We start from the raw sequence: 13451 nt of genomic DNA, 5'->3' as shown, positions 1-13451 counted from the left end.
TCAACCCTCCCAATCCAGTTCGGCCAACAGCGCGTCACGCTGCCGGGCCAGTTCGGGTGTGATGTCGGCGTAGACGTTGTCGAACATGTCCGCGACGTCGAAGTCCGGTGCGGACAGGACAGACTCACGCAGATCAGCGCGCAGTCGGCGCGAGCGGTTCTCCACGTGCTCCTGCAGTCGTGGGGTCCACACCCCGACGGTTTCCAGGTAGGCCCGATAGCGCGCGATGGGATCGCGTGCCTCCCAGTGCTTCAGCTCGTCAGGGTCGCGGTAGCGGGTCGGGTCATCGGAGGTGGTGTGCGGCCCCATCCGGTAGGTGACGGCCTCGATCAGCGTCGGACCGCCACCGGCGCGGGCGCGCTGCGCCGCCTCCGACACCACCGCGTAGCAGGCCAGTACGTCGTTGCCGTCGACCCGGATTCCGGGCATGCCGTAGCCGATGGCGCGGTGCGCGATCGACGGTCCCGCCTGCTGGTGACGCACCGGCACCGAGATGGCCCATTGGTTGTTCTGCACGAAGAACACACACGGCGCCGACGTGACGGCGGCGATGTTGAGCGCCTCGTGCATATCGCCTTCGGAGGTGCCACCGTCGCCGACGAACGCCACGGTCACCGAGTCCTCCCCGAGCCGTTGCGCGGCCATCGCCGCGCCGACCGCGTGCAGGCCATGCGTGCCGATATCTATCGATATTGGCGCACAGTGCTTTTCGGTGAATCCCAGGCCGCCATGCCAGCGGCCCCGCCACACGGCGCTGATCTGGGCCGCCGTGATGCCGCGGACCAGCAGAGCGCCGAGTTCTCGGTACTGCGGGAACAGCCAGTCGGTCTTGCGCAGGCAGGCCGCCGCGCCGACCTGCGCGGCTTCCTGGCCGCGGCACGAGGCGAACAGTGCGAGCTCGCCCTGACGTTGCAGATTGACGAATTCGCCGTCCAGGTCGCGGGTGACGACCATCTCCTCGTAGAGCCAGCCCAGCGTTTCGGGCGGCAGGTCGCGGCGGTACCGCGCGTCGGAGGTGGGTGCGCCGTCGGGCGCGATGAGTTGCACGGGTTCAAGGTCCACCCGGTTGTCCAGGCCAAGGACCGACACATCAGCCATACCGCCTCCTTTCGGTGACGGCATGTTCGGCCGTCAGTCCGCGAGAAGCTCAGCGCGGTGGCGACCAGGGCAATCCCCGGGTGATGGGGGTCGCCGGCCGATGCCGGGGTGTGGCATCAGTCGGACGATCCGCTCTGCTCGCCGCAGTGCTGGGGCATCACCGCCATTATGCGCCCGAACCTGATCCGGCCGTGGTCATCGCAGGTAACGGAGTGCATACGTGTCGTGGCGGGGACACGACCGGCGAATCCGGACAGCCGCTTGTCCGCCGAACGTATGAAACACCTGGATTGCTGACCGTTTGCCAAGTCGATTCGCGCGCTCGGCCGGAGATCGTCGTCCGAACGTGCTAAAACCAATACGCCAGCATCGTAAATGTGCGGGGAGGCGAGGGAATGACGGGGCGTTCACCGCAGGTAAACACCGATGTTCAACTGGTAATTCGTCCAATAGTCGGGGGTACGGCCCGTACCTCTGCAGGGCGTTCCAGCAAAGGAATCGCCAACGTCTCCGCGATGGCCTCCACGGGAGTGCCGATGCCATCTCAATTGTTCGCTGCATCTGCTCCCGGTGCGACGTATCGTGGCCGGGCCGCCGCATCCGGGTAACGGAAGACGGTCAGGCCAACCATGGGTGACACGGCGGACGCCGCCCGGCGCAATTTCCTGAGTCAGGCGATGCTGCTCAGCCTGGTGCTGCGCAATGGCGGCAGCTTGGTGGTGTACGCCGTCATGGTCACCACCGAGTATTCGGTCAGCGCGGTCGGCACTGCTTTCGCGATGGCGGCCGGCACCTGGGCCACCTATCGGCTGATCACGCATTCCGCGACAGCACGCGTCTTCGCAGTCGACTACGCCGTCACCATCGTCGCCTGCCTGACCATCCCGATGCTGGCGTCCGACGTCCATGTCCACCTGTCCACCTTCAGCCTGGTGGCCATTGCCGGGACAGCGATCATCAGCTTCACCGTCTTCTCGCCCTGGGTCAATGTCGTGCTCACCCTCGGGGTGGCCGCTGCGTACGCGCTCGGCACCACAGCTTTCGGGTGGGGCCACGTCGGCCGCAACATTGCCGTCTATTTCGTGGTGCTGTGGCTGGCGGCGACGTTGAACCGCGTTCTCATGTTGCGGGTCACCGATTCGGTCGACGCCGCGCGCGCGGACCGGCATGCCGCCGAACTGCAACACGAGGTCAACGCGGCCGTCCGGGAGTACGACCGGGAACGGCTGCGGCTGCTGCACGACACTGTCGCCTCCACCCTGCTGATCGTGGGCACCGGCAGCGCCGTATCGCCGACGCGTATCGCAACGCAGGCGCGCCGCGATCTCGAAGTCTTCGACGATCGGTCGTGGGCACCGACTCCGCCCGCCGATCTTGTTGCGGCGCTGCGTGACAACATCGCACACGTCACCACCCCGGTCACCTTGGCGGGACCAACCCAGATGTGGCTGGATGGTGCCACCGCGACGATCGTCGCCGCCGCGGCACGAGAAGCCCTCACCAACGTGGACCGGCATGCCGCCGCAGCTGTCGTCGCCGTCACGATCCAGCCCGGCCTGGTGCGCATCGCCGACGACGGCTGCGGATTCGACGCCACGCAACCAACCCATGGATACGGACTGGCCAACTCGATCGCCGCCCGCATGCGGCGGCTCGGCGGCGAATCGGTGGTGACGACTGCACCGGGGCGCGGCACCACCGTTGAATTACGTTGGCCCACATCCACTCCCGTGGTGAATCCAGCCGATCCGGAGCGGATGATCGAACGCGCCCGCACCGGATACAGCCTGATGTTGACCGCCTATGCCATCGCCAACCTACTGGCGATGGCCCCCACCGCGATGCACTCGACCGCACACCCCAAGCTGCAGTTGGCATTGATCGCCGTAGCCGCGGCCATCACGCTCTCGACCGTGGTACGTCGCCTCGGCGTGCCCGGTCTGCCAACCCGTGCGGGCATTGCCGCCTTGCTGGTTGTTTCGCTGGCGCAATCGGCGTCCCTGCCGGTTGCACAACTCGACACCGACGTGCAATGGATGCAGGGCGCGATCGGCTGGTGCGCGCTCCCCCTGTTGCTCAACGAGAGGCTCCGCTACAGCATCAGCGCCCTGGTCCTGTGTTGGACCATCCCGATCGGCTACGCCGCCGTTCACGACCTCTCGATGCACAACATCGTCGACATCGGGTACGGCACGGTGAGCATCCTCCTGATCCAGCTGTGCGGCCTGTTCTTCGACAACCTCATCAGAGGCGCCGCCGCCGACGCGGCCACTGAAACCGGTGCGCGCAAGCAACTTCTGACCGCGAACCGTATTGCCGATGCGGTTCAGGCCGAGTACCTGCGCCGCTACGCTGATCTGGCCGAGACGATCCGTCCGCTGTTGGTGAGCCTCGCCGACGGCGCTCCGCTGGACGCCGCTGTCCAACAGCACGCACAGAAGGAATACCAGCGGCTGCGAACGCTTTTCGACCAATCGTCGATATTTCAGCATGTCCTGTTGCGCGAGCTGCGTCCGCACATAGACGCCGCCCAGGATCGCGGCGTCGCGGTAGCCATCAACGTCGACGGCGCGCTACCCACCGTCGACGAAGCCGCAGCACGGCGGATCGCGCACCTGCTCGACCTCGCCCTCGCCGCGACCACCACCGCCGCTCGCATCACCGTGACCGGCGAATCGACTGGCGCGGAGATCAGCGTCGTATGTCACGGCGCCAAAGCCGCCGAAATCCCGACCGAGATTGACGTCGGCGCCAACGATGGATTCGACGTCACCACTCTCGACGACACCGTATGGATCACCTTCCAGCTCCAGCTCCGCAGAAAGACCAGCCAGCCATGACCTCGCCGGCCACCCCGCCTGAGCCCCTGGCCATCGCCGTCGTCGATGACCACGACGTCATCCACACCGGCATCGCCGCATGGTGTGCAAAGGCCGACCCGCCGATCCGCGTCGTATCCGACCATCCCGACGCCGAATCCTTCCTTGCCCTGTATCCCAAGGCCGGTACCGAACTGGCCGCAGTCATCCTCGACCTCGAATTACGCAGCCGCCAGCCCGATTTCGACGCCGTCACCGCCATCGTCGACGCCGGTCACGCGGTGATCGTGTATTCGCACCTGGAGAACGCCGAGGTCATTCTGCGCTGCCTGTCCATCGGGGTGGTCACCTATCTGGCCAAGAGCGAAGGTCAGAGCCAGCTGATCGAGGCCATCCGCGCGGCCAGCACCCACGAGCCGTACATCGGTCCCCGGATGGCCGCGGCAATCTGCTCGGACACTGATTCCGGCCGCCCCGGCCTCACCCATCGCGAACGCGAAGTGCTCAAGGCCTGGTTTCAGACCGAGAGCAAGGACATCGTGGCCAAGCGCCTGCACCTGGCCCCGACCACCGTCCGGACCCACCTGCAACGCGTCCGGGCCAAATACGCCGCAGCGGGGCGCCCGGCGGCCACCAAGGCCCAACTCGTCGCTCGCGCGGTGCAAGACGGCATCCTCAGCGTCGAGGAGCTCTAGTCCCTTCGCGAACAGACGTAAAACTGTCCCTTTTCATTGAAATAGGGACAGTTTTACGTCTGCTCGCGGAGAAGCGGTTACGGGGCGAGCGCGACGATCCGCTCGGCGCGGCGGAGCACCGGCATGTCGACCATCAGACCGTCGTACTGGAACACCCCGCGCTCGCGGGTCGCGGCATCGAGTACCGCACGCGCCCAGGCGATTTCCTTCTCGGTCGGGGCGTAGCCGGAGCGGATCACCGCGACCTGCGTCGGGTGGATGGCGACCTTGGCGTCGAATCCGACGGCCACGGCATCGTCGACCTCGGCGCGTAGGCCGTCCAGGTTCTTGATGTTCAGATAGACCGAGTCCAGCGCGAGCTTGCCGAAAGCCTTGGCTGCCAACAGCGATTGCGACCGGACGTGCTTTGCGACATCGCGGTAGCTGTCGTCGGGCCACCGATTGGCGGTGCCGCCCAGTGCCGCGAACAGATCTTCGGCACCCCACATGACGGCGTAGGTGTTGTCGACCCGGGCGGTCTCGGTGACGGCGAGCGCGCCGAGCGGGGTCTCCACCAGCACCACCACATCCAGCGGAGCCAGCGCCCGAACCTGTTCGGCTGATTCGGTTTTGGCCAGCATCACCGTGGTGTACGGGGTGCGGGCCAGCGCCTCCAGGTCCAACGGGTGATCGGCGGTGTCCGACGGATTCAGCCGCACCACCGTGCGGGCCGGGTCCAGCGGGGTATCGATCAGCGCCTGACGAGCGGCCGGCCGGTCTTTCGCGGCGCAGCCGTCTTCCAGGTCCAGGATCACCACATCAGCTGCCGCCGCTGCCTTTTCGAATCGCTCGGGCCGGTCGGCCGGGCAGAACAACCAGGCGGGACCGGGTGCCTGCAGCGCCATCAGACCGCGTCCGCCGGGCGCTTGCGGACCATCGTCTTGCGCGACGCCGTGGCGACGACGTCGCCGTGCTGGTTGCGGCCGGTGTGGGCGAACGTCACAATGCCCTCCCCCGGCCGGCTCTTGGATTCGCGCTTGTCGATCACTTCGGTCTCCGCGTACAGCGTGTCGCCGTGGAAAAGCGGCCTGGGGAACGCGATGTCGGAGAATCCGAGGTTCCCGACGATCGTGCCCTGCGTCAGCTGCGCGACGGACAGACCCACCAGCGTCGACAACGTGAACATCGAATTCACCAGCCGCGCATGGAACGGTGGCAACGCGTCGGAGAACGCGGCGTCCAGGTGCAGCGCCTGGGTGTTCATGGTGAGCGTGGTGAACAGCACGTTGTCGGCCTCGGTGATGGTGCGGCCGGGTCGATGTTTGTAGATGACGCCCGGCTCGAACTCCTCGAACCAGAGCCCGCGCTGCTCGACGATCCGCTTCTCGGTCACAGCCCGGCCTCACGCGCGATCAGCATCAGCTGCACTTCCGTTGTACCTTCACCGATTTCGAGGATCTTCGAATCGCGGTAGTGCCGGGCCACCGGGTACTCGTTCATGAAGCCGTAGCCGCCGAACACCTGGGTGGCGTCACGGGCGTTGTCCATCGCGGCCTCGCTGGCGATCATCTTGGCAATGCAGGCCGCCTTCTTGAACGGCTTGTCTGCCAGCATGAGTGCCGCGGCGTCGTAGTACGCGGTGCGGGCGACGTGTGCGCGGGCTTCCATCCGGGCGATCTTGAAGGCGATGGCCTGGTAGCCACCGATCTTGCGGCCGAACGCTTCCCGCTCCTTCGAGTACTTCACGCACTCGTCGACGCAGCCCTGCGCGACACCGACCGACAGCGCGGCGATGGCGATGCGGCCCTCGTCGAGGATCCGGAGGAAGTTGGCGTAGCCGCGGCCACGGTCGCCGAGCAGGTTCTCGGCCGGCACCCGCACATCGTCGAAGCTCAGCGGGTGGGTGTCCGAGGCGTTCCAGCCGACCTTGTCGTAGGCGGGTTCGGCCGTGAAGCCCGGGGTCGGCACCGGCACCAGGATCGCCGAAATCTCCTTGTGCCCGCCGGGCAATTCGCCGGTGACCGCGGTGACCGTGACGAGCTTGGTGATGTCAGTGCCGGAGTTGGTGATGAACTGCTTGGAGCCGTTGATCACCCAGCTGTCGCCGTCCAGCTTGGCGGTGGTCTTGGTGGCGCCGGCATCGCTGCCGCCGCCGGCCTCGGTCAGACCGAAGGCGCCCAACGCCTTTCCACTGGCCAACTGGGGCAGCCATTCCTGCTTCTGCGCCTCGGTGCCGAAGCGGTACACCGGCATGGCGCCCAGCCCGACGCCCGCCTCCAGCGTGATGGCGACGCTCTGGTCGACCTTGCCCAGTTCTTCCAGGGCCAGGCACAGGGCGAAGTAGTCGCCGCCCATGCCGCCGTACTCCTCGGGGAAAGGCAGGCCGAACAGGCCCATGTCGGCCATGCCGTCGATCACCTTGTACGGGAAGGTGTGGTCCTTGTCGTGCTGAGCCGATACCGGCGCGACGACGGTCTGCGCGAATTCCCGAACCGTCTTGGCCAGTTCGGCATAGTGGTCCGGCAGGGTGCCGGTGGAAAGAAAGTCGCTCACTTGGTCTCCTCGGTTGCAGCGATAATCCGGGCCAGCGGCTGGCCCACTTTGACCTGATCGCCCACGGCGACAAGCAATTCCACGGTGCCGCCGACCGGCGACGACAACGCGTGTTCCATCTTCATGGCCTCGACGGTGACCACGACGTCACCAGTGCCGACCGTCGCACCGTCCTCGACGCCGACGGCGACAACAGATCCGGGCATCGGGCTGACGATCTCGGCGTCCCCGCTGTGTTCGTCATCGGCACGGACCGGGGCTTCGCGCACGTCCTCGATCACGATCGTGCGGCCGGCACCGGCCAGCCACAGCCGGTGATCCTCGACGGCGGTCAGGTATTCGGTGCGCAGACCGTCGACCGTGACGATCAGGCGGTCACCGTCAAACGACGCTGCCACACTCCGCAGTTCGCCGTCTTCGATGCGTGCCGTGGCGGCCGCGGGCGTGCCGGTGAGGTGGACGTGGTCGGTGCGCTCGCCGGCCCGCAGCCGGATCGTGGTAGCAGCGTGCTCCCCGACCCGCCAGCCGGACGGCGTGGCCCACAGCTCGCCCGCGTCCGCCCAGCTGTGCAGCCAGCGGTACGCGGCAGCGGCGATGAACTCGTCGTCCCCCGCCTGGGCGGCGACGTAGTCGCCGGTACGGCGGTCCAGCAGACCGGTGTCGAGGCGTCCGGCGATGACGTCCTCATCGGCCAGCAGGAAGCGCAGGAAGTCGATGTTGGTACCGACACCCAGCACGGCGGTATCGGCCAGCGCCCGATCCAGTCCACGACGCGCCGACTCCCGATCCGGGCCGTACGCGATGATCTTCGACAACATCGGGTCGTAGTCGCTACCGATCACCGAGCCGGCCCGGATGCCGGAATCCACTCGGGCATCGGCAGGTTCGGCCAGCGCCAGCACGGTGCCGCCCGTCGGCAGGAAATCGCGCGCCGGGTCTTCGGCGTACACGCGGGCTTCGATGGCGTGCCCGGTCATGGTGATGTCGTCCTGAGCCACCGGTAGGGCGTCACCAGCTGCCACCCGCACCTGCAGCTCGACCAGGTCGATGCCCGTGACCAGCTCGGTGACGGGGTGCTCCACCTGCAGGCGGGTGTTCATCTCCATGAAGAAGAACTCGTCGGGCCGGTCCGCCGAGACGATGAACTCGACGGTGCCCGCGCCGCGGTAGTCGACGCTGCGGGCGGTGTCGCAGGCGGCCGCACCGATCCGCGCGCGGGTCGCCTCGTCCAACACCGGCGACGGGGCCTCTTCGATGACCTTCTGGTGCCGGCGCTGCAGGCTGCACTCGCGCTCGCCCAGATGCACGACGTTGCCGTGGCTGTCCGCGACGACCTGAACCTCGATGTGCCTGGGGTTCAACACGAATCGCTCCAGGAACAAGGTGTCGTCGCCGAATGCCGACGCGGCCTCACGGCGGGCCGAGGCCAGCGCGGCCGGCAGCTCCGCGGCGGCATGCACCACCCGCATGCCCTTGCCGCCGCCACCGGCGGACGGCTTCACCAGGACCGGGAACCCCACCTCGGGGGCGCCGGCGATGAGGTCCTCGTCGGTCAGGCCGGGACGCGAGATACCGGGAACCACGGGCACACCGAAGGCCGACACCGCCGCCTTGGCGGTGATCTTGTCGCCCATGGTGCCGATGGCCTTGGCCGGCGGCCCGATGAAGACGATGCCCGCGTCGTGCAACGCGGCGGCGAATTCGGCGTTCTCCGAAAGGAATCCGTACCCCGGGTGCACGGCCTGGGCACCGGTGCGCCGGGCCGCGGTCACGATGGCCTCGATGCTCAGGTAGCTCTGCCGAGCCGGAGCAGGGCCGATGTTCACGGCGACGTCGGCCTCGAGCACGTGCCGGGCGCCGGCGTCGGCGTCGCTGAACACCGCGACCGAACGAATACCCATGGCCCGCAACGTCCGAATGACGCGGACCGCGATCTCGCCACGATTGGCAACCAAGACGGTGTCGAAGGTCTTCATCTCACATCCTGAAAACGCCGTAGGACACAGGCTCAAGCGGAGCCTGCGCGACAACTGAAAGGGCCAGTCCCACCACGGTTCTGGTGTCGGCAGGGTCGATGACGCCGTCGTCCCAGAGCCGGGCCGTCGAGTAGTACGGGTTGCCCTGATCCTCGTACTGCTGACGGATCGGCGCCTTGATCGCCTCTTCCTCCTCCGGCGTCAGATCACCGCGCACGGTGGCCAGCACCGAGGCGGCCTGTTCGCCGCCCATCACCGAGATGCGCGCGTTGGGCCACATCCACAGGAACCGAGGGGAATACGCGCGGCCGCACATCGAGTAGTTGCCGGCGCCATAGGAGCCGCCGATGACGACGGTCAGCTTCGGCACCCGGGCACACGCGACGGCGGTGACCATCTTGGCGCCGTGCTTGGCGATGCCGCCGGCCTCGTAATCGCGACCCACCATGAAGCCGGAGATGTTCTGCAGGAACAGCAGCGGCACCGACCGCTTGTCACACAGCTCGATGAAATGTGCACCCTTCTGGGCGGATTCGCCGAAGAGCACGCCGTTGTTGGCGATGATGCCCACCGGGTGGCCGTGGATGCGGGCGAAGCCGGTCACCAGCGTGGTGCCGTACTCGGCCTTGAATTCGGTGAATTCGCCGCCGTCGACGATGCGGGTGATCACCTCGTGCACGTCGTACGGCACCTTCGAGTCGATCGGCACGACGTCGTAGAGCTCGGTCTGGTCGCAGACCGCGTCCACGACCGGGGCGACGTCCCACGGCGTCTCCGAGCGCGGGCCGAACGTCGCGGCGATCCGGCGGACGATGCGCAGTGCGTCACGGTCGTCGTGGGCCAGGTGGTCGGTGACACCGGAAATCTTGGAGTGCAGGTCGCCACCGCCGAGGTCCTCGGCCGAAACCACCTCTCCGGTAGCGGCTTTCACCAGGGGCGGGCCACCCAGGAAGATGGTGCCCTGGTTACGGACGATAACGGCCTCGTCGCTCATCGCGGGGACGTACGCGCCACCGGCGGTGCAGGAGCCGAGCACCGCGGCGATCTGCGGGATGCCGCGCGCCGACATGTTGGCCTGGTTGAAGAAGATTCGGCCGAAATGCTCGCGGTCGGGGAACACCTCGTCCTGGCGGGGCAGGAACGCGCCGCCGGAGTCCACCAGATACACGCACGGCAGCTGGTTCTGGCTGGCGATCTCCTGTGCCCGCAGGTGCTTCTTGACCGTGATCGGGTAGTACGTGCCGCCTTTCACCGTCGCGTCATTGGCGACGATCATGCATTCGCGGCCCGAGACGCGGCCGATGCCGGCGATCATCCCGGCGCCCGGGCATTCGTCGTCGTACATGCCGTTGGCGGCCAGCGGCGCGATCTCCAGGAACGGGCTGCCGGGATCGAGGAGTCCGTTGACCCGGTCGCGCGGCAGGAGCTTGCCGCGACCGACGTGGCGCTCACGTGAACGCTCCGATCCTCCGAGCGCGGCGGTGGCCAGCTTGTCCTTCAGATCAGCCACCAATGCCAGGTGCTGCTCGCGATGCGATACCCGTTGGGAAACGCTCGACGCCATCATCGCTCCATTCGGTTGAGTTAATGGCGAATAACCGAACGCGATGTTAGTCTTCGTTAACTGAGTTGTCCAGACCGGGTTGGAGGTGTCGATGACGGCATCAGAGGCAGACGCCGAAACACCGCGCAGCCGCGCCAAATCCGACCGGCGCAGCCAACTCGTCGCCGCCGCCGAACGGCTCATCGCCGAACGCGGCTATCTGGCAGTCCGGCTCGAGGACATCGGCTCCGCGGCCGGCATCAGCGGACCCGCGATCTACCGGCACTTCCCCAACAAGGAAGCGCTCCTGGTGGAGCTGCTGGTCAGCGTCAGCGCCCGGCTGCACGCCGGCGGACGTGCCGTGGTCGCCGGATGCGACGATCCGGCCGACGCACTGAGCGGCCTCATCGAGTTCCACCTCGACTTCGCCCTCAACGAATCCGATCTGATTCGCATCCAGGACCGCGACCTGAACAACCTGCCCGACGCCGCCAAGCGGCAGGTGCGCCGGTCGCAGCGCCAGTACGTCGAGATCTGGGTGGCCGTGTTGCGTCGGCTCGACCCGTCCCGCAGCGAAGCCGACGCCCGGACCATGGCGCACGCCGCCTTCGGGCTGCTGAACTCGACCCCGCACAGTGTCACCGCGGGCGGCGCCCGCAAGCAGGAGGAATCCTCGCGCGCCGTGCTGCGCGCCATGACCGTCGCCGCACTGGCCCCGCACCGCTGACCCGGTCCCCCGCACCGCTGACCCGGCCCTCCGCAACGTCCCCGCGGCCCGGCGCGCGCCGCAGGTACCCTGCAAACATGAGGTGGCCATGACCGGATCGCGCGACGACGGGCTGGACGCCACCAGGAAACTCCCGGCCATGCAGACGGCCGGCTACCAGACCGACGCCTTCACCGATCCCTACGGTGTCGCCGCACCGCCGAAGGTCCGCCGCCACAAGTGGCTGTTCCCGCTGGCCGGAGCATTGCTGGTCCTGGCTCTCTGCATGGTGATCGCAGTCGTCATCGTCAACAGTTCCGAGCAACAGACCCTGGTGGCGCCACCGCCGCTGCCCGTGCCGACGCAGGACCCGATGTCGTCGTCGACGACTGCGACGACCACCACGACGCCCGAAAGCACTGAGCCCAGCGAAGCCGTCAGTCCCCCGGCCGCGGCCGCGCCATCGGATGCCGAAAGCGGTGACACCGAGGCCGTGCTGTACGCCGTGATCGGCAACGGCCGCGCCGTGAGCATCACCTACGTCGACACCGGCGGGGTGCTGCAGACGGAGTTCAATGTGGCACTGCCGTGGACCAAGGAAGTCCAGCTGAACCGGCCGGCGGCACGCTCGGCCAGCGTCAGCATCGTCAACGCCGGACGCGGCATCGCCTGCACCATCTCGGTCGACGGCACCCAGATTCAGCAGCGCGAAGGCGCCGGCCTCACGGTGTGCCGGCAATCAGCCAAACGCGGCCGCGGACACGGTCACTAGCGCCGGGCCGGCACCTTCACCAGCAGCATGCCCACCAGTCCGATGGCCAGGACGGTGCACAGGCCACCCAGGCCCGCGCGGGTCGTCGCGAAAATGTCGATGAACATCGAGAACAACCACGGCGACAGCACATGCGCCGCCCGGCCGGTGGTGGTGTACAGCCCGAAGGCCACGCCTTCCTTGCCGTCCGCGGAGATACGCAACATCAGGTTCCGCGACGCCGACTGGGTGGGGCCGACGAACAGGCACAGCGTCAGACCGCAGATCCAGAACGCCATCGGTCCGGACAGGAACATCAACGTGATGCCGACCGTCACCATCGCGGTCAACGAGGCGACGATGACGCGCTTGGAACCGATCCGGTCGTCGAGCATTCCGCCGAGCACCGCGCCGAGCCCCGCGATGGTGAACGCAGCGGCGCCGAACAGCGGCACACTCGTCGGCGCCAGCCCGTAGACGCTGACCCCCACCACCGGGCCGAAGATCGAAATGCCGGTCAGGCCGTCGCGGAAGACCGCGCTGGAGAGCAAGTAGTAGACGACGTTGCGGTCGCGCTTCCATTCGCCGACCACCTCGGTCCACAACCTGCGGTAGGCGCCGAAGAACCCGACGGCCGGGGTGCCGTCGTGCGGCGGCGACTTCACCGTCAGCAGTAGCGGCAGCGCGAAGATGACGAACCACGCCGCCGCCACCAGGACCGCGTACCGGTCCGGTTTGCCGTCCGCGTTCGGGATACTCAGGAGGCCGAGGGTGTCGCCGCTGCCGGCCTTGAATCCCACGAAGACCAGGAGCAGCAGTACGACGCTGCCGAAAAACCCTGCGGCCAAGCCGAATCCGGAGATCCGGCCCGAGGTCGTCGGCGTCGACAACTGCCGCAGCATGGCGTTGTACGGGACGGTCGCGAGGTCCATGCACGCCGCGGTGGCGGCGAGGAGTGCCAGGCCGATCCACAGGTAGTGGTAGTCGGGCTTGATGAACGTCATCGACGCCGTCAGCACCACCACGGCGCCCGTCAGCGCGGCGAGCGCTCGGCGCCGCCGGTACGCGGCGTCGACCATCACGCCCGTCACCGGCGCCAGAAACGCCACCGCGATGCCGGCCACCAGCACCGCGCGCCCGAGCCAGCTCTCCGGCGTCGTCGAGCCGGGCAGCCCTTTGCCGACCTCTGAGATGAGGTAGATGTTGAAACCGAAGGTCGTCACGATCGCGTTCACGCCCGTGGCGCCGCTGTCCCACAGCGCCCAGGCAGCGACGCGACCCCGGCCGACGGGCGGGATACCCGCCCCGGGGCTGCTCATGCCGCCACTCTA

At 67.5% G+C, this 13451-nt stretch carries 11 protein-coding genes; 4 read left to right on the top strand and 7 right to left on the bottom strand.

The genetic code is table 11. The annotated features are described in order from the left end of the window. Complete coding sequence (gene pdhA / locus AC1U2B_RS25020) at positions 1-1098, bottom strand: pyruvate dehydrogenase (acetyl-transferring) E1 component subunit alpha (protein WP_480218915.1); 1098 nt, start codon at positions 1096-1098, stop codon at positions 1-3. 629 nt (positions 1099-1727) lie between these two features. On the opposite strand from pdhA, the gene AC1U2B_RS25015 reads away from it, so the two are divergent. After that, positions 1728-3938: a sensor histidine kinase gene (locus tag AC1U2B_RS25015; RefSeq protein ID WP_480218914.1), complete on the top strand. Its 2211-nt coding sequence runs from the start codon at positions 1728-1730 to the stop codon at positions 3936-3938. Further along, a complete protein-coding gene (locus tag AC1U2B_RS25010) occupies positions 3935-4612 on the top strand; it encodes a response regulator transcription factor (RefSeq protein WP_480218913.1) in 678 nt (225 codons plus the stop codon). The genes AC1U2B_RS25015 and AC1U2B_RS25010 overlap by 4 nt, the downstream gene beginning before the upstream one ends. Positions 4613-4689: 77 nt before the next feature. Here the strand turns inward: AC1U2B_RS25010 and AC1U2B_RS25005 are convergent, their stop codons facing one another. The 5 genes from AC1U2B_RS25005 to AC1U2B_RS24985 are packed head-to-tail and all read right to left on the bottom strand — an operon-like array spanning position 4690 to position 10684. Further along, positions 4690-5496 carry an HpcH/HpaI aldolase/citrate lyase family protein gene (locus AC1U2B_RS25005; protein ID WP_480218912.1) on the bottom strand — a complete coding sequence of 269 codons (807 nt, stop codon included), beginning with the start codon at positions 5494-5496 and terminating at the stop codon, positions 4690-4692. Then, a complete protein-coding gene (locus AC1U2B_RS25000; RefSeq protein ID WP_480218911.1) occupies positions 5496-5984 on the bottom strand; it encodes a MaoC family dehydratase in 489 nt (162 codons plus the stop codon). Before AC1U2B_RS25000 ends, AC1U2B_RS25005 begins: the two co-directional genes overlap by 1 nt. Further along, complete coding sequence (locus AC1U2B_RS24995) at positions 5981-7144, bottom strand: acyl-CoA dehydrogenase family protein (protein ID WP_043394387.1); 1164 nt, start codon at positions 7142-7144, stop codon at positions 5981-5983. Before AC1U2B_RS24995 ends, AC1U2B_RS25000 begins: the two co-directional genes overlap by 4 nt. Next, positions 7141-9120, bottom strand: a complete 1980-nt coding sequence (locus tag AC1U2B_RS24990; protein WP_480218910.1) for an acetyl/propionyl/methylcrotonyl-CoA carboxylase subunit alpha — start codon at positions 9118-9120, stop codon at positions 7141-7143. Before AC1U2B_RS24990 ends, AC1U2B_RS24995 begins: the two co-directional genes overlap by 4 nt. 1 nt (position 9121) lies before the next feature. Continuing rightward, positions 9122-10684 (bottom strand): carboxyl transferase domain-containing protein, encoded by a 1563-nt coding sequence (locus AC1U2B_RS24985; protein WP_480218909.1) that lies wholly within the window; start codon positions 10682-10684, stop codon positions 9122-9124. Positions 10685-10775: 91 nt separating this feature from the next. Between AC1U2B_RS24985 and AC1U2B_RS24980 the strand changes: the two genes are divergently transcribed. Next, entirely contained in the window at positions 10776-11390 is a 615-nt protein-coding gene (locus AC1U2B_RS24980) for an SACE_7040 family transcriptional regulator (RefSeq protein WP_480218908.1), read from the top strand. Positions 11391-11478: 88 nt separating this feature from the next. Next, positions 11479-12141 (top strand): MmpS family transport accessory protein, encoded by a 663-nt coding sequence (locus tag AC1U2B_RS24975; protein ID WP_480218907.1) that lies wholly within the window; start codon positions 11479-11481, stop codon positions 12139-12141. Here the strand turns inward: AC1U2B_RS24975 and AC1U2B_RS24970 are convergent. Next, positions 12138-13439, bottom strand: coding sequence for an MFS transporter (locus AC1U2B_RS24970; RefSeq protein ID WP_480218906.1), 1302 nt, complete (start codon positions 13437-13439; stop codon positions 12138-12140). The genes AC1U2B_RS24975 and AC1U2B_RS24970 overlap by 4 nt on opposite strands. Between the last annotated feature and the right edge of the window lie 12 nt (positions 13440-13451).

The sequence above is a fragment of the Mycolicibacterium sp. P4_G11 genome, assembly GCF_056555145.1.
The sequence above is the reverse complement of the archived record's forward strand: the minus strand, read 5'-3'. Positions and strand labels throughout refer to the sequence as shown.